The sequence below is a fragment of the Novosphingobium sp. PhB57 genome (genome assembly GCF_004342985.1).
GTDB lineage: Bacteria > Pseudomonadota > Alphaproteobacteria > Sphingomonadales > Sphingomonadaceae > Novosphingobium.
Map to the genome: position 1 here is coordinate 77,801 of NZ_SMBO01000001.1, position 16,847 is coordinate 94,647.

General features: G+C 67.0%; 14 protein-coding genes. 8 read left to right on the forward strand and 6 right to left on the reverse strand.

Features of this window, described 5'->3' with window-relative positions; all coding sequences use genetic code 11:
- The first annotated feature begins 55 nt into the window (after nt 1-55).
- A complete protein-coding gene (locus EDF58_RS00295) occupies nt 56-1,624 on the forward strand; it encodes a glucan biosynthesis protein (RefSeq protein WP_132261697.1) in 1,569 nt (522 codons plus the stop codon).
- Nucleotides 1,621-3,441, forward strand: a complete 1,821-nt coding sequence (mdoH, locus tag EDF58_RS00300; RefSeq protein WP_132261699.1) for a glucans biosynthesis glucosyltransferase MdoH — start codon at nt 1,621-1,623, stop codon at nt 3,439-3,441. Before EDF58_RS00295 ends, mdoH begins: the two co-directional genes overlap by 4 nt.
- A gap of 39 nt (nt 3,442-3,480) precedes the next feature.
- Here mdoH and EDF58_RS00305 read toward each other — a convergent pair whose 3' ends face one another.
- Nucleotides 3,481-4,368, reverse strand: a complete 888-nt coding sequence (locus EDF58_RS00305) for a LysR family transcriptional regulator (RefSeq protein WP_132261701.1) — start codon at nt 4,366-4,368, stop codon at nt 3,481-3,483.
- Between the two features lie 95 nt (nt 4,369-4,463).
- Between EDF58_RS00305 and EDF58_RS00310 the strand changes: the two genes are divergently transcribed.
- Both EDF58_RS00310 and fghA read left to right on the forward strand, forming a co-directional pair.
- Complete coding sequence (locus EDF58_RS00310; protein ID WP_132261703.1) at nt 4,464-5,576, forward strand: S-(hydroxymethyl)glutathione dehydrogenase/class III alcohol dehydrogenase; 1,113 nt, start codon at nt 4,464-4,466, stop codon at nt 5,574-5,576.
- Nucleotides 5,576-6,418 (forward strand): S-formylglutathione hydrolase, encoded by an 843-nt coding sequence (fghA, locus tag EDF58_RS00315; protein WP_132261705.1) that lies wholly within the window; start codon nt 5,576-5,578, stop codon nt 6,416-6,418. The genes EDF58_RS00310 and fghA overlap by 1 nt, the downstream gene beginning before the upstream one ends.
- A 277-nt stretch (nt 6,419-6,695) precedes the next feature.
- Here the strand turns inward: fghA and EDF58_RS00320 are convergent, their stop codons facing one another.
- The 5 genes from EDF58_RS00320 to EDF58_RS00340 form a co-directional block, all read right to left on the reverse strand.
- On the reverse strand, nt 6,696-7,571 hold the full coding sequence (locus EDF58_RS00320) for an amidohydrolase family protein (RefSeq protein ID WP_132261707.1): 876 nt from the start codon (nt 7,569-7,571) through the stop codon (nt 6,696-6,698).
- Complete coding sequence (ligK, locus tag EDF58_RS00325; protein ID WP_086491799.1) at nt 7,564-8,238, reverse strand: 4-carboxy-4-hydroxy-2-oxoadipate aldolase/oxaloacetate decarboxylase; 675 nt, start codon at nt 8,236-8,238, stop codon at nt 7,564-7,566. The genes EDF58_RS00320 and ligK overlap by 8 nt, the downstream gene beginning before the upstream one ends.
- Nucleotides 8,239-8,327: 89 nt before the next feature.
- Nucleotides 8,328-8,762 (reverse strand): group II truncated hemoglobin, encoded by a 435-nt coding sequence (locus EDF58_RS00330; RefSeq protein WP_132261709.1) that lies wholly within the window; start codon nt 8,760-8,762, stop codon nt 8,328-8,330.
- 66 nt (nt 8,763-8,828) lie between these two features.
- On the reverse strand, nt 8,829-9,488 hold the full coding sequence (locus EDF58_RS00335) for a L,D-transpeptidase family protein (RefSeq protein ID WP_132261711.1): 660 nt from the start codon (nt 9,486-9,488) through the stop codon (nt 8,829-8,831).
- 189 nt (nt 9,489-9,677) lie between these two features.
- Nucleotides 9,678-10,352 carry a TetR/AcrR family transcriptional regulator gene (locus tag EDF58_RS00340; protein WP_132263988.1) on the reverse strand — a complete coding sequence of 225 codons (675 nt, stop codon included), beginning with the start codon at nt 10,350-10,352 and terminating at the stop codon, nt 9,678-9,680.
- 175 nt (nt 10,353-10,527) lie between these two features.
- Here EDF58_RS00340 and EDF58_RS00345 point away from each other — a divergent pair, with 175 nt between their 5' ends.
- From EDF58_RS00345 to EDF58_RS00360, 4 genes are all read left to right on the forward strand, one after another.
- On the forward strand, nt 10,528-12,930 hold the full coding sequence (locus EDF58_RS00345) for a TonB-dependent receptor (protein WP_243654003.1): 2,403 nt from the start codon (nt 10,528-10,530) through the stop codon (nt 12,928-12,930).
- 89 nt (nt 12,931-13,019) lie between these two features.
- Nucleotides 13,020-13,901 (forward strand): alpha/beta hydrolase, encoded by an 882-nt coding sequence (locus EDF58_RS00350; protein WP_132261713.1) that lies wholly within the window; start codon nt 13,020-13,022, stop codon nt 13,899-13,901.
- Nucleotides 13,902-14,030: 129 nt separating this feature from the next.
- Nucleotides 14,031-15,314: an MFS transporter gene (locus EDF58_RS00355; RefSeq protein ID WP_132261715.1), complete on the forward strand. Its 1,284-nt coding sequence runs from the start codon at nt 14,031-14,033 to the stop codon at nt 15,312-15,314.
- Nucleotides 15,315-15,471: 157 nt separating this feature from the next.
- Nucleotides 15,472-16,836 (forward strand): NCS2 family permease, encoded by a 1,365-nt coding sequence (locus EDF58_RS00360; RefSeq protein ID WP_132261716.1) that lies wholly within the window; start codon nt 15,472-15,474, stop codon nt 16,834-16,836.
- The last annotated feature ends 11 nt before the right edge of the window (nt 16,837-16,847 follow it).

Sequence of the window (16,847 nt, forward strand, 5' to 3'; positions counted from 1 at the left end):
GCGCAACGAAACTTTGGTTTCGTCTATGCGTATTGACCGCATGAACCGAACGAACATGAGGGGCGAGAGCCCAGAAGTGGGGCTGGAAGCCGGCGTTCCCGTTACGGAACGCTCGCTGGCTCGTCGTGAATTTTCCGGGCTCCTGGCGCTGATGGCGGGTCTTGCCGCCTTTCCGCGCCTGGCCGAGGCTGCGGTGCAACCCAAATTCGCCGCGCCCAAGCCGTTTTCCTGGGACATCCTGGTAGAGCAGGCCCGCGCGCTGGCCGCCCGTCCCTGGGCCGAGCCGCAGACCTCGCCCCACGCCGTGGCCGACTTCGATGCCGTGGGCAAGCTGACATATGGCCAGGCCCAGGCGCTCGGCGGCAATGTCCGCCTGTTTCCAACCGCGCGCGGCACGTCGCCCCATGCGGTGAAGCTGCATCTGGTGGAGAGCGGCTCCGCGCGCGAGTTGATCGATGCCCGGGGGCTGTTCGTGGGCGGCAAGCAGGGCGATCCCGCCGGTTTCCGCGTGATGACCGCCGACCAGCATTCGGACTGGATGGCCTATCTCGGCGCTTCCTATTTCCGCGCGTCCGGTTCGCGCGATCAGTACGGCCTTTCGGCGCGCGGCATCGCCGTCGACACGGGACTGCCCAAGGCGGAGGAATTTCCCTCCTTCACGGCCTTCTGGATCGAGAATCTCGGCGCCGACCACGTCCGCATCCATGCACTGCTCGACGGACCGAGCCTCACCGGCGCCTATGCCTTCGATTGCCGCAAGGGCGCGTCCGGCGCGGCGGTTACGCAGGACGTAAGGGTCTCGCTCTTCTTCCGCCGCGACATCGAGCGGCTGGGCGCGGCGCCCATGACCAGCATGTTCTGGTACGACCAGTCCGATTCCGCCAAGCGGCGAGACTGGCGCCCGGAGATCCACGATTCCGACGGTCTTGCGCTCTGGTCCGGCAGCGGCGAGCGCATCTGGGTGCCGCTCTCCAATCCCTCGGTGAACCGCACCAATGCCATGCGCGCGGACCATGTGAAGGGCTTCGGCCTGCTCCAGCGCGACCAGGCCTTCGACCATTACCAGGACGACGGGGCCTTCTACGATCGCCGTCCTTCGCTCTGGATCGAACCCCAGGGCGACTGGGGCGCCGGCACCGTGATGCTCTACCGCATGCCCACCGATGCCGAGACGCAGGACAATATCGCCGCCTTCTGGGTCTCCGACCAACCCGCCAGGGCAGGGCAGAGCCGCGACTTCTCCTATCGCCTCACCTGGACCTCGCAGGACCCCAGTGTCGCCACGGGTGCAGGCGCGGCGGCGCGCTGCGTCGATAGCTGGCAAGGTGCGGCGGGACGACCGGGCGACACGCCGACAACGCAGGAAGCCCGCAAGTTCGTGTTCGATTTCGAAGGGCCCGCGCTGAAGGGCCTGACGCGCGACAGCGGCGTGACGGCGGACACCAATCTTCCCGCCAAGGCTCTGCTCCACTCCGCCGCCTATCCGGTGGCCGGGCAGGAGGGGCGTTGGCGCGTGACGCTGGACGTGCGGCCTTCCGCTGTCCCCTCGCCCGAATTCAGGGTATATCTGAAGCGCGGGGAGCAGGCGCTCAGTGAAACGGTGATCCAGGGAGTCCAGCCATGAACCGCGCCTTGCATCCGCTCCCGCCCGAAGCGCCGCTGGCCATGCCGGTCCAGGATCTCGACGGGATCGCGCCCGGCACCATCGCCGTGCCGACCAGCCCGCACGGCATGCTGGTCAAGCGCCTGCTGCTGATCGCGCTCACCGCCACGATCGGCCTGGCCGCTTCCAGCGAAGTGCGTTTCGCGTTCTCCCGCGACGGGCTGGACGTGATCGAAGTAATCCTGTTGCTGTTCTTCGTGCCGCTGTTCTGCTGGATTTCCTTCGGCTTCGTCACGTCCACCATCGGTTTCCTGCAGCTCATCAGCGGCAAGCATCCCGGTTTCACCGCGATCCCCAGCCCGGCTTCCTCGCTGCGCCATCGCACGGCCGTGCTCATGCCGGTCTACAACGAAAGCGTGGAAGCCACTTTCGGCCGCGTCCGGGCCATGACCAATTCGATCGCTGCCTCGGGCGCGGCCGAATGGATCGATTTCTTCGTCCTCAGCGATTCCAACGCCTTCCACGGCAAGCGCGAGGAAGCGGCCTGGCGCGAGATCGCGGCGGAAGCGCCGATCAACGTCTATTATCGCCGCCGCGAGAAGAACATCGCGCGCAAGCCGGGCAATATCGCCGAATGGGTCCAGCGCTTCGGCGGCGCTTATGAGAACATGCTGATCCTCGATGCCGACTCGCTGATGAGCGGGGATGCCATCGTCGGCATGGCGGCGATCATGGAGGAGCGGCCCTCGATCGGCCTGCTCCAGACCGTGCCGATGATCATCAATGCGCAGACCGTGTTCCAGCGCTGGATGCGCTTCGCCAGCGAGGCGTACGGGCCGATCGCCTCGGCCGGGCTGCTCTGGTGGTCGGGCGCGGAATCGAACTTCTGGGGCCATAACGCCATCGTCCGCACCCGGGCTTTCGCGGATTCCTGCGGCTTGCCGGAACTCCCGGGCAAGCCGCCGTTCGGCGGGCACATCCTCAGCCACGACATGCTCGAATCCGCCTTGCTGCGCCGCCGCGGCTGGGCCGTGCACATGGTGATGATCGACGGCAGCTACGAGGAATTCCCGCCCACCATCGTCGATCACGCCATCCGCGACCGGCGCTGGATGCAGGGCAACCTCCAGCACATGCGCCTGCTCGACGCCTCTGGCCTGCACTGGGCCAGCCGCCTGCACCTGCTGATCGGCGCCTCGGCCTATCTGACCTCGCCGGGCTGGCTGCTGCTGCTCATCACCTCGATCGTCCAGGCGGCCGCCAGCAAGGGCGGGCAGCTCCTCGGCGTCGGCACGCCGCCGAGCGTGCTCTGGCTGACCGTGCTGCTGCTGTTCGGGCCGAAGCTGATGGGCACGATCTGGGTCCTGGCCGACCGGACGCGTCGCCGCAGCTTCGGCGGCTTCGGCGGCGTTCTGCGCTCGGTCGCGCTGGAAGTGCCGCTGGCGATCCTGTTGGCGCCGGTGACCATGGTCATGCAGGTCAAGGCGCTGTTCGGCCTGGCCCTGGGTATTCCCGCGCACTGGAACACGCAGGAGCGCGATGCCCGCCGCATTTCCGTGCGGGAGGTACTGCCGGATCTGAAGGAACACATCGCGCTCGGCCTGGTCTTCGCGGCCACGGCCTTCATTGACCCGGTGACGGCGCTCTGGCTCTCGCCGCTGACGCTGGGCCTGCTAGCCTCGCCCTGGCTGATCAGCCTGACGTCGAGCCAGCAGATCGGCGAGCGGGCGGAGCGGCACGGCTATTTCCGCGTTCCCGAACCGACGATCGACGATCCCGTCGAACATGCCAATGACGATGTGGAAGAAGGCGGCACGCCGCCGCTGGTAATCGGCTAAGCCCCCTTGCGTCGTCCCGGATGGGGTCCGGGACGACGATCAGGCGCTCGCCCTGGCCAGTCTGGTCGGAAGCTCCGCGCGCAAGTGCGCCACCAGCGCGCTCACTTTGGGCGAAAGGTGGCGCCGCTGGGGATAGACCGCCCAGATCGGCTCCTCTTCCGGAGCCAGCGCGGCAAGCACGGGCTCCAGCCGCCCCGTCGTGACGTGATCCCCCAGGTAGAACGCCGGCAACTGGCACACGCCCATGCCGGCCAGCGCCGCTTCGAGCAGGGCATTGCCGCTGTTGCAGCGCCAGCGCCCTTGCGGCCGAAAGGTCTTGCCGCCCCGGAAATGCCACTGCACCGCCGAGCCCACGAGGCATTCGTGGCGGGAAAGCTCCGCGATATCAGCAGGGCGCCCGTGCGCGTCGAGGTAGGCAGGGGAGGCGAGGGTGACCAGCGCGCGCGATGCCACCCGTGTCGCCACCAGCCGGGAGTCTTCGAGGTGCCCCGTGCGGATCGCCAGATCGTAGCCCTCGGCGATCAGGTCGACGAGGCCGTTGTCGAGGTCCAGCGTCACCGAAATCGCCGGATAGGCCTGCGACAGTTCGCGCACCAGCGGCGCCACGAACTTCTCGCCCAGCGCATAGGAACACGTCACCCGCAGGTGCCCGCGCGGCTCGCCTTGCGCGGTGATGGCGGCGATGGCCTCGTCGCGCTCCTCGATCAGGCGGCGGCAGGTTTCGAGGAAGATCTGCCCCGTTTCCGTCAGCCGCAGCGAGCGCGTGGTGCGGTGCAGGAGCTGGACCTGCAAGCGCGCCTCCAGCCGCGCCAGCGCCCGGCTCATATGCGTTACGGAAGCGCCATAAGCCTCGGCCGCCTGGGTGAAGCTGCCGAGCCGCGCCACGATCACGAACTCCTCGATCCCGTCCCACTGGCCGAGCATCATTGTCCCCGTATGGTTATAATCCTTTTCAGACTGGCCGCTTTATCACAGCAAGGCGCGGTCCTACAAAGGCCTTCAGAGATTTAGGAGCATACCCCATGAAGACCCGCGCCGCCGTCGCCTTCGAGGCCAAGAAGCCGCTCGAAATCGTTGAACTGGATCTGGAAGGCCCCAAGGCGGGCGAGGTCCTGGTCGAGATCATGGCGACCGGCATCTGCCACACCGATGCCTATACGCTGGACGGTTTCGACAGCGAGGGGATCTTCCCCAGTGTGCTCGGCCACGAAGGCGCGGGCATCGTGCGCGAAGTGGGCGCGGGCGTGACTTCGGTGGTGCCGGGCGATCATGTGATCCCGCTCTACACCCCGGAATGCCGCCAGTGTAAGTCGTGCCTTTCGGGCAAGACCAACCTCTGCACCGCGATCCGCGCGACCCAGGGCAAGGGCCTGATGCCGGACGGCACCACGCGCTTTTCCTACAAGGGCCAGCCGATCTACCACTACATGGGCTGCTCGACCTTCTCGAACTTCACCGTGCTGCCGGAAATCGCCGTCGCCAAGATCCGTGAAGACGCGCCGTTCCAGTCGTCCTGCTACATCGGTTGCGGCGTCACCACCGGCGTCGGCGCCGTCATCAACACCGCCAAAGTGCAAGTGGGCGATAATGTTGTGATCTTCGGCCTCGGCGGCATCGGCCTCAACGTGATCCAGGGCGCGCGGCTTGCCGGCGCGAACAAGATCATCGGCGTGGATATCAACCCTGACCGCGAGGAATGGGGTCGCCGCTTCGGCATGACCGACTTTCTCAACACCAAGGGCATGAGCCGCGAGGACGTGGTCGCCAAGATCGTACTGATGACCGACGGCGGCGCCGACTACACCTTCGACGCCACCGGCAATACCGAAGTGATGCGCACCGCGCTGGAAGCCTGCCATCGCGGCTGGGGCACCTCGATCATTATCGGCGTGGCCGAAGCGGGCAAGACCATCGAGACGCGCCCGTTCCAGCTCGTGACCGGCCGCAACTGGCGCGGCACCGCGTTCGGCGGCGCCAAGGGCCGCACCGACGTGCCCAAGATCGTCGACATGTACATGACCGGCAAGATCGAGATCGACCCCATGATCACCCACGTCATGGGCCTGGAAGAGATCAACACCGCCTTCGATTTGATGCACGAAGGCAAGTCGATCCGCTCGGTCGTCGTGTTCTGATGGAGACGGTTTCGACCGCCAAGGCGTTCGGCGGGGTGCAGGGTGTCTACACCCACGCCTCCGCCGAGACGGGTACGCCGATGACCTTCTCGGTCTTCGTGCCGGACGTCGCTTCTGGGCACGCTCCGGGCGCGAAGCTGCCGGTGCTGTGGTTCCTCTCGGGCCTCACCTGCACTCACGCCAACGTCACCGAAAAGGGCGAATTCCGCCGCGCCTGCGCCGAGCACGGCGTGATCCTCGTCGCGCCGGATACCAGCCCGCGCGGCGATGACGTGCCGGACGACGAAGGCTACGACTTCGGCAAGGGCGCGGGCTTCTACGTCGATGCGACGCAAGAGCCGTGGAAGGCGAACTTCCGCATGCGCTCCTATCTGGAGATCGAACTCCCCGCCGTGATCGCCGAGCACTTCCCCGCCGACATGGCGCGGCAGGGCATCACCGGCCACTCGATGGGCGGCCACGGCGCGCTGACGATCGCCTTGCGCGATCCCTCACGCTTCCGTTCGGTCAGCGCCTTCGCGCCGATCGTCTCGCCGCTCTCCTGCCCCTGGGGCGAGAAGGCGCTGACGGGCTATATCGGGGCGGACCGGGCGGCCTGGCGGGAATACGACGCCTGCGCGCTGATCGAGGACGGTGCGCGTCTGCCGGACCTGCTGGTGGATCAGGGTACGGCGGATGGCTTCCTGGAAGGGCAGCTCAAGACTTACCTGCTGGAAGAGGTCTGCGCCGAGGTTGGCCAGCCCGCGACGATCCGGATGCAGGAGGGGTACGACCATTCGTACTACTTCATCTCCAGTTTCATGGCCGAGCATATTGGCTGGCATGCGGAAAGGCTGAAGTAGAAGGGAAGACCCGGGGGATGATCCCCCGGACCCTCGGAATGTCGACCTTGCGCGCGCAGACACGTCGTGCGCTCCTAGCGTTGGAGGCTTTAATGTCTTCCGACGCAAGCGGCGCGCAAACCGCGAGTGCGGGGCGCGCCGATACGTTTCCGCTGTCGAGCGCCCACCACTCTTTCGTCATTGCGAGGAGGCGAAGCCGACGAAGCAATCCAGAGCGGCGCAAGACCCCCCTGGATTGCTTCGCTACGCTCGCAATGACGAACCTTGTGATCTGGCCTTAAACCTCTTCCGGCCAGTACAACCGCATCGGATTGGTCACGAGCAGCTTCTGCTGAAGCGCTTCCGTGGGCGCGATGCGGGGGATCATATCGACGAGGTGGCCGTCGTCGGGGATGTTGTCCTGCATGTTCGGGTGCGGCCAGTCGGTGCCCCAGATCACGCGGTCCGGATAGTCCGCCACCAGCGGCGCGACCGCTTCGGCGAACTTGTCCCACGGGTCGTTCGTGGGGTCGAGGCGGTCGGGGCAGGTGGCCTTGAACCAGATGTCCTCGCGGCTGTCGAGCAGGGTGCGAAACGCCTTCATGTCCACGCCGTCGGGGCCTTGGGTCACGTCGGGGCGGCCCATGTGGTCGATGACGACCGGCACCGGGATCGCGTCGATGAAGGCGCGCATTTCGTCGAGGATGTCGGCTTCGAAGTAGATCACGACATGCCAGCCTTCGGGGAGGCGACCGGCGACTTCGAGGAACTTGTCCTTCGGGGCATCGTCGACGAGGCGCTTCAGGAAGTTGAAGCGGATGCCGCGAATGCCGCCTTCGTGCAGCTTCGCGAGTTCCGCGTCCGAGATCGCGGGATCGACCACGGCGACGCCGCGCGCTTTTCCATCGGACTTGGCGATGGCGTCGAGCGTCGCGGCATTATCGGTGCCGTGGCAGCTGGCCTGCACGATCACGTTGCGGGCGAAGCCCAGGTGATCGCGCAAAGCGAAGAGCTTGTCCGGCCCGGCGTCCTCGGGGAGGTACTTGGCCTTGGCGCTGAACGGGAACTCAGCCATCGGGCCGAAGACGTGGCAATGCGCGTCAACGGCGCCTGCGGGCGGGGTATAGAGCGGCTTGCTCGGGGCCGCGTGCCACGAGGTGATCCGCTCAGACATACTTGAGGCCTTCCTTTTCAAGGCGCTCACGCATCTTGTACATGTCGAGGCCGAGCACGCCGGCAGCCAGCTTCTCGCGCTTTTCACCTTCGTTGGCTTCGCGGGCCTGCGCGGCGGCGAGCACTTCGGCGGCCTTTTCGCGCGGCACCACGACCACGCCGTCATCGTCGGCCACGATCACGTCGCCGGGGTTCACGGCGGCATTGGCGCAGACGACCGGCACGTTGACCGAGCCGAGCGTGTTCTTGACGGTGCCCTGCGCGTAGATCGCCTTGGACCAGACCGGGAATTCCATCTCGGTCAGGTCGCGCACGTCGCGCACGCCCGCGTCGATGATGAGACCGCGGCAGCCGCGCGCGATGGCGCTGGTGGCGAGGAGATCGCCGAAATAGCCGTCCTCGCAAGGGCTGGTCGGCGCGAGCAGGAGCACGTCGCCTTCCTTGAGTTGCTCGATGGCGACATGGACCATCCAGTTGTCGCCCGGAGGCGCGCTGATGGTCACGGCCGAGCCGGCGATGCGCGCGCCGCGATAGATCGGGGTCATGTAGCTGGCGAGAAGGCCGGTGCGGCCCTGGGCTTCGTGGACGGTTGCGACGCCGCACTTGGCGAGGCCGTCGATCACCGCGGGGTCGGCCCGCTCGATGTTCTGGACGACGATACCACTCATCACGTGCTCTCCTGCATTATCAAAATTTCAGGCCGTCATTCTAGGACCCCAGCCGCAGGAAAGGCGAAGGGGATTGGCCTGAGAGGATATTAGTTCTGGCTAATCGTGGTTTCGGCGGGGTCCTGATCCGGCCCTTCCTTGTCGGGCACGTTGCGCATCCAGTCGGCCAGGCGGGCCATGACATCGTCGATGGCGGCGCGGGCCGCTTCGTCGGCCACCGTCTCGGCCAGGGCGCCGCGCATGCAGAGCAGCCAGGCGTCGCGCGCGGCGGAGTCGATCGCCACACGCATATGGCGCTGGCGCATGCGCGGATGGCCGCGCACCGGGGAGAACAGCGCCGGTCCGCCGAGCCATTCGGAGAGGTAGTCCTTCAGCACCTGCCCCAGCGGCGCGAGGTCCTGCGGGTGCATCGCGCGGATCGTGCGCGCTTCGGCCAGCGCGTCCATGCGGGCGTAGAAGCTGTCGACAAGAGCGTCGATGGTCGGCGCGCCGCCGATGCGGTCGTAGAGGCTGGTCTCGGTCATGGTCGGGGCGTCATTCGGGCATTGCGGGAAGGTGCGCAAGGGTCATGGGGAAACGGGCGACGGCGTTCAGGCTCCTGCCAGATCGTCGCCCAGGCCCACCTGCTTGCCGCGCGTGATATAGACCTTGTCGCCGACCTTCGTGGTGGCGAAGAGCTTGGCCGCGAAGTCCACCGGCATGCCGACGCAGCCGTGGCTGGCGTAGCCCAGTTCGACCTTGGACCCGTGAAGCGTGATGCCGTCGTTGGTCAGCCGCTGCATGTAGGGCATCGGCGCGCCGGTGTAGATGTTGGAGACGTGGTCCTTGTCCTTCTCGGTGATCGGGAAGACGCCGAGCGGGGTCGGCGTGTCCTCGGTGCCGAGCAGGACGGCGGTCGTGCCGATCTCGTAGCCGCCCCGGAATACCGAAAGCACCCGCGCGTCGAGGTCCACGGTCACGACGATCGGACCGGCGGGAACTTCCGCTTCGTCCCAGTGCCAGTCGCCATATTTGATGGCGCCCTCGATCGGCAGGATGCGCTTGATGACGAAAGGCTCGTCTTTGGGCGGTGTGGAGGGCTGGGCGGAGGGCTGCGTGGAGGTCTGGGCGGCAGGCGCAGGCGTCCTGGCCGGGCTGGCGGCGGCGATGCGTGCAACCGGGGCGGCCGGCTTCGAGGACGACAGCGCGAAGACGCCGACGATCACGGCAATCGCAAGCACGCCGGAGGCGAGTAGGAGGCGGGCATTCACGGGAGGATTTGTCCTGTCGGTTCGGCGGCTTTCACCATTTCAACATTGCGGAAAGCCGCCGCGATTGCCAGTCCGCTGCGGGCGCTGTCCCGCAAGGGGACTGACGAGGGACGGAAGTTAACGTCCGGCCGAATGTCGAAGGGGCCGGGTCGGCATCGAGGGCGCCTAATCAGAATAACGCGGGAAGCGTCAGTCTTCGTCCTGACCGCCCTCGTCCTGACCGCCCTCGTCCTGACTGCCTTCATCCTGACTGGCCTCATCCTGACCGGCTCCGTCCCGCGCCATGATCCCTTCGCGCAGGATCGAATTGGCAAGATCCGCCAGTTCCTCCGGCGTGCCGTCGTTCGACCAGACGGCATAACGCAGCCCGAGGAACACGTTCATGCCCATGATCGCCCAGGCATGGGCCTCGCCCAGCCCCTCGCGCAGTTCGCCTTTGCGGGCGCCCTCGGTCAGGCGCTCGCGGATGCGGCGGGCGGTGGATTCGTAGTGGATGCGGAAGCTGGCCGGATCGACGAATTCGCTCTCGTCGATGATGCGGTAGATTTCCTTGTGCTCGCGGGCGAAGCGCAGGAACGCTGTGAGCGCGGCCTTTTCGGCGTCGAGCGCGGGCAGGGGCTCTTCCAGCGCCTCACGGGCGGCATGGCGTACCTTGCCGGAGAGATCGTCTACCAGAGCACGGAAGATCTCGTCCTTGGAATCGAAGTAGGTGTAGAAGCTGCCCAGCGCGGTGCCGGCGCGGGTGGTGATGCCGGTAATCGAGGCTTCGTGAAAGCCGCGCTCCCCGAATTCGATGGCGGCAGCGTCCAGCAGTTTCCGCAAGGTGCGCCGCCCGCGCTCCGTGCGCGGGACCTTGGCCGAAATGGCCGGCTCGGGTGCGCTGTCCCGGTGGGCCGAGGGCGATGGCTTGGCGCTATCTGTGGTCACGAAAGCACAGTTAGACCCTCATCGAGCCCGTGGCAAATCTTCAATGTTGAAAGACGGTTCATGTTTCAATATGGAGGGCGGACAAGATAAAGGTTCATTGGGAGTTTCAGCGATGCACAAGGCGCGTAACGGCGGCATGGGTTCGAGCTATCTGGCGCTTGCGGCCGCGATCGGGGCGGCTGCGTTTGGCCTGGCCGAACCGGCCCTTGCCCAGGACGCCAGCCCCGACCGGCCCGCTGGCCAGCCTGCCGCTCCAGCCGCCGCACAGGACCTTGGCACCGGAGAGATCGTCGTCACCGCCCGCCGCCGCGAGGAACGCCTGGTGGACGTGCCGATCGCCGTGACCAGCTTCAGCGGAGACCAACTGGCCAAGTCCGGCGCGCTCGACATCACCGACATCGCGCAGACCACCCCGAACGTGACGCTGGAAGTCTCGCGCGGGACCAACTCCACCCTGTCCGCCTTCATCCGCGGCATCGGCCAGCAGGATCCGGTGTCCGGCTTCGAGCAGGGCGTGGGCATCTATCTCGACGACGTCTACCTCAACCGCCCGCAGGCCGCCGTGCTCGACATCTACGACGTGGAGCGCATCGAAGTGCTGCGCGGCCCGCAGGGCACGCTTTACGGGCGCAACACCATCGGCGGCGCGGTGAAGTACGTCACGCGCGAACTGCCCGACCATTTCTCGCTCAAGCTGCGCGGCACTTACGGCACTTACGACCAGGCCGACGGCGTGCTGACCGTTTCCACCCCGATCACGGACCTCGTCCGCGTCGGCGGATCGGTGGCACGCCTTTCGCGCGGCGGCTTCGGCAAGAACCTGACCACGGGCGAGGAGAACTACAACAAGGACATCTGGGCCGGGCGCGGCACGGTCGAGATCGGCGGCAAGGGCCAGCCCGTGCTGATCCGCATCTCCGGCGATTATTCGCGCGACAAGTCCAACTCGCGCGGCGGCCATCGCCTGATCCCTGGCATGGTCTCGGGCACGCCGGTGCTGGACGACGTGTTCGACAGCCAGGGCGGGCTGGTCGATCCCAGGCAGGACGTGAAGGCTTACGGCCTGGCCATCAACGCCAGCGCCGAGCTGACGGATGCCCTGACGTTCCGCTCGATCAGCGCCTGGCGCAAGGACAAGAGCGCCTCGCCGATCGACTTCGACGCCTTGCCCGCCATCGATGTCGACGTGCCGGCCTTCTACAACAACGAGCAGGTCAGCCAGGAATTCCAGCTGCTCTACGACAACGGCAGCTGGCTGCAGGGCATGATCGGCGCCTATTACCTGGGCGCCAAGGCGGACACGGCCTTCGACGTGCGCCTGTTCACCACCGTCAACGGGCTGACCGCCTATACCCAGGCCGACGTCGACACCAGCACCTGGGCCATCTTCGGCGATTTCACGTTCGACTTCACCGACCAGCTCAGCCTCGCGGTCGGCGGCCGCTATACCTGGGACGAGCGCAAGGCGCAGATCCTGCGGCAGAACTACCTCGGCGGCGGCTCTCCGGTGTTCGGCGGGCTTGGCGTGGCTTTCGGAGCGCCCGGCACCGACTTCTCGGGCAAGGCGGTGTTCAAGAAGTTCACCCCGCGCGCCTCGCTCAGCTTCAAGCCGACACCGGACCACAACCTCTACGCCAGCTTTTCGCAGGGCTTCAAGGGCGGCGGCTTCGATCCTCGCGGCGTCGGCGTGAACGCGCCGGACACCAATGGCGATGGCATTCGCGAAGACAGCGAAGTGGCCGACTACCTCAGCTTCAAGCCGGAATCGGTGGACAGCTACGAGGTCGGCTACAAGGGCAACCTGTTCGGCGGCGGCCTCTACCTGGCGCTGGCGGCCTTCCACATGGACTACAAGGACGTGCAGATCCCCGGCTCCTCGGGTTGCACGGTCAACGGCATTCCGACTTTCTGCGGTGTCATCACCAATGCCGGCAAGGCGAAGATCGACGGCGTGGAGTTCGAGGCCAATGCCCGGCTCGCGCAGAACCTGGCGACTTCGGGAGACCGCGTGAACCTGTCCGGTTCGGTGGGCTACATCAATGCCCGCTACAAGGAATACATCACCCAGATCGCGGGCCAGGGGCCGGTCGACGTGGCGGAGTTCCGCAAGGTCCAGAACACGCCCAAGTGGACCAGCAGCGCGACCCTGGCCTACAACGCGCCGGTGGGCGAAGGCGACGTATCGTTCAACACCACGCTGTCCTACCGCAGCAAGACCTATCAGTTCGAGATCCCGAACCCCTATATCGACCAGAAGGGTTATACGCTGCTCGACGCCAGCCTGGTCTATACCGCGCCCGGGGGCCGCTGGAGCCTGGGCGTCCACGGCAAGAACATTCTCGACAAGGAATACAAGACTTCGGGCTATACCTTCATCGGGGCCGACCCGGTGACGGGGGCGATCCTGCGCAATCCCGCGGGCGGGTTGATCCCGACCCTCGGCAGGGAGGGTACGCTGACGGCATTCTACGGCAATCCGCGCCAGGTCTTCGTTACCGGGACGCTGGAATTCTGATCACGCCGGGCGGGCCTCGTCCGGGGAAGACGAGGCCCGTCATCCTGCCATCGTTCGGCCCGGCATGGGGTGAAAGGACAAGGCCCGCCATGGAATACCGCCTCCACCGCTACCGCAGCGCCTGCGGGAGGCTCGAACTGGCCGCGCGGGACTATCCTGCGCACGAGGTCGGCGCGCCGGACCTGCTGCTGATGCATGGCCTCACCCGCAACAGCGCGGATTTCGAGCCGCTCGCCGCGCACCTCGCCGGGCGTTACCGGCTGATCGTGCCGGACCAGCGGGGCAGGGGGCTTTCCGAATGGGACCCGGACCCCGCGCAGTACCGGCCCGATGTCTACGCGCAGGACATGCTCGCGCTGCTGGACGGGCTCGGCATCGCGCGGGCCTGCCTGATCGGCACGTCGATGGGCGGGCTGATGGCCATGGTGATGAACGCCCTGCGGCCGGATCTCGCCAGCGGCTTCGTGTTCAACGACATCGGCCCCGTGCTGGACCCGGCCGGGCTGGCGCGCATCCAGGGCTATGTCGGGCCGGGCGGCACGATGACATCGTGGAAGGCGGCGGCGGCGCGATGCCGCGCGGTCAACGGCGTGGCGTTCCCGGATTTCGGCGGCCCGGACTGGCTGGCCTTCGCCCATCGGACCTGCCGCGAAAATCCGGACGGCACCGTGTCCTTCGCCTACGATCCCGCGATCGCGAAGAGCATCGACGGTGACGATCCGCAGACGGTTCCCGCCGATCTCTGGCCCTTGTGGGACCTGCTGGAGGGCGCGCCCGTGCTGGTCGTGCGCGGGGCGCTCTCCGATCTCCTTTCCGCCCAGACCGTGCGGGACATGGCGCAGCGCCATGCGGGGCCGTTCGCGGCGGTCGAGGTGCCCCGCGTGGGCCATGCGCCGATGCTGGACGAACTGCCGGCTCTGGCTGCGATTTCCGCCTTCCTGCGCGAGCATGTCCCGTCGTCGCGGGCTTGATCCGGCAGGCCCTGACGCCTTCAGGCCCGGGTCTTCCGCGCGACGGGGCAACAGGGCATCTTGCCGGAGAGCGGGCTGTTCGCCGATGGTGGTCCCGGATCCCGTCCGGGATGACGAAAGAGACTGACGATGCACGATAACCTCTCCCACCGGCAATCCACCGGAACTGCCCGCAGGTCGGCCTCGCCCCGGCTGGTGCTGGCGATGCTGCTGCTGGTCTATATCTTCAACTTCGTGGACCGCCAGATCCTGGCGATCCTGGCCGCGCCGATCCAGAAGGACCTGGGCCTCGACGATGCGCAGATGGGCATGCTGGGCGGCCTCGCCTTCGCCATGCTCTATTCGACGCTGGGAGTCCCGCTGGCCTGGCTGGCCGACCGGACCAGCCGGTCCTGGGTCATTACCGGTTCCATGGTGGTCTGGAGCCTGTTCACCGCGCTGTGCGGCGCGGCCACCGGCTTCTGGCATATCTTCCTCGCCCGGCTCGGCGTCGGTGTGGGAGAGGCGGGCGGCGTGGCGCCGTCCTATGCGGTGATCGGCGATCACTTCCCCAGCGAGCGGCGGGCTTTCGCGCTTTCAGTCTATTCGCTGGGCATCCCGCTCGGTTCGGCGGCCGGCGTGCTGGCCGGAGGCTATGTCGCGGCGCGGGTGGACTGGCGCGCGGCTTTCGTGGCGGTGGGCCTTGCCGGCCTGCTGATCGCGCCGCTGTTCAAGTTCGTGGTTCGGGACCAGCCCCGCCCCGCGCCGGGCATGGCACCGTCCGTGCGCTTCGGGGAAGTGGCCGCGCTGCTTGCCCGCAAGCGTGCCTTCTGGCTGCTGAGCTTCGGCGCGGCTTCCAGCTCGATGCTGGGCTATGGCCTGGCCTTCTGGCTGCCCAGCCTGCTCCAGCGCAGTTTCGGGCTGGACCTCGTCCAAACATCCTGGTTCATCGGCGCGGTCCTGCTGATCGGCGGGACCGTGGGGGTGCTGGCCGGCGGCCTCCTTGCGGACCGGCTCGGCCGCGCCGACCGCGCCTGGTACGGGCGGGTTCCGGCCATGGCCTATGTCGTGGCCGTGCCGCTGTTCGCGGGCGGGATCTGGACCTCCAGCGTGCCGCTCGCCTTCGTGCTGTTCCTGCTGCCGCAGGCGCTGGCCTATGTCTGGCTCGGCCCGGTGACGAGCGCGGTCCAGCACCTCGTCGAGCCGCCCGCCCGCGCGACCGCTTCGGCCCTGTTCCTGCTGATCAACAACCTCATCGGCCTGGGCGGCGGAATCTACGCACTCGGCGCGCTGTCCAAGGCGCTGGCGCCGGTCTATGGCGCGGAATCGCTGCGCTATTCCATGCTCCTGGGCCTGGGCCTCTACTTGCTCGCGGCCCTGCTGATGAGCCTGGCCGGACCCGCCCTGCGGCGCGAATGGGTGAACGAGCGCTGATCCTCCATCCCGGCGGTCCCGGCCGGGAATAGTCGGCCAGCGGATGGGCAAGACCGTCGAAGTCCGTTGCGCCGCCTCCGGCAATTGCCGATAGGACTCCACCGGCCGAAAGCCGTCGCAGCCGCGCGCGGCCGCGCGAACTGTTGGGGACGAGAACGTGACGCGCACCGAAACGCAATTCGAACCGGACACTCCGCCGGATGGCGCGCTGGAACGCTGGTTTGCGCTGAAGGAACGGGGAACCACCGCCCGCACCGAAGTCCTGGCGGGCATGACGACCTTCCTGACGATGGCCTATATCGTGCTGGTGAACCCTGCGATCCTGGGCGCGGCGGGCATGCCGGTGGCCTCGGTGGCGGCGGCGACCTGTTTTGCGGCGGCTTTTGCCTCCATCCTCATGGGGCTGGTGGCCAATACGCCGCTGGCGCTGGCGCCGGGCATGGGGCTCAATGCCTATTTCAGCTTCACCGTGGTGCAGCAGATGGGCGTGCCCTGGCCGGTGGCGCTGGGCTGCGTGTTCCTGTCGGGCGTGGCCTTCCTGGCACTGACCGTCACGGGCGTGCGGCAGCTCATCATCGCCGCGATCCCGCACTATCTCTTCGCGGCGGTGGCCGGGGGGATCGGCCTGTTCATCGGCTTCGTGGGGCTGAAGAGCGCCGGCATCGTGGTTGCCGATCCGGCGACTTTCGTCGCGCTCGGCAACCTGAGGGAGCCCGGCGCCATGCTGGCCCTGTTCGGACTGGTGCTGATCGGCGCGCTGTCCGTGTGGAACGTGCGCGGCGCCATGCTGATCGGCATTCTCGCCACGACCGCGCTCGGCTGGCTCTGCGGCATGGTCTCTGTCCATCCCGAACCCTATTCGCTGGACGCCCTGACCGGCACGGCCTTCAAGCTGGACCTCGCCGGCGTCTTCGGGCTTTCGGGCAGCCATGGGCTGGGCCTTTTCGAGATCCTCTTCGTCTTTCTCTTCGTCGACCTGTTCGACAATATCGGCACCCTCGTGGCCGTGACCAAGCGGGCCGGGCTGATGGACGGGCAGGGGCGGATCCCGCGCCTCAACCGTATTCTCGTGACTGACGCCGCGGCCACCATCGTCGGTTCGATGGCCGGGACAAGCACGGTGACCAGCTATGTCGAAAGCGCGGCAGGCGTGCAGGCGGGCGGGCGCACCGGCCTGACCGCGGTGGTGACCGGCCTGCTGTTCCTCGCCACCCTGTTCGTGGCGCCTTATGCCCAGGTCATTCCGCTGGCGGCGACTGCACCGGCGCTGATCATCGTTGGCGGGCTCATGTTGCTGCCGCTGACCGAAGTGGAATGGGAAGACCCGCTGGCGGCGATCCCGGCCTTCCTGACCGTGGCGATGATCCCTTTCACTTTCTCCATCGCCAACGGCCTGGCGTTCGGCATCACCGCCCATGCCTTGCTCAAGCTGGTGCGCGGCACGATCCAGCGGAAGGACTGGTTCCTGCTGGTTCTGGCGCTGCTTTTCGTTGCTCGCTTCGCCTGGCTGGCGGGCGGGTGAACGGGGCGTCA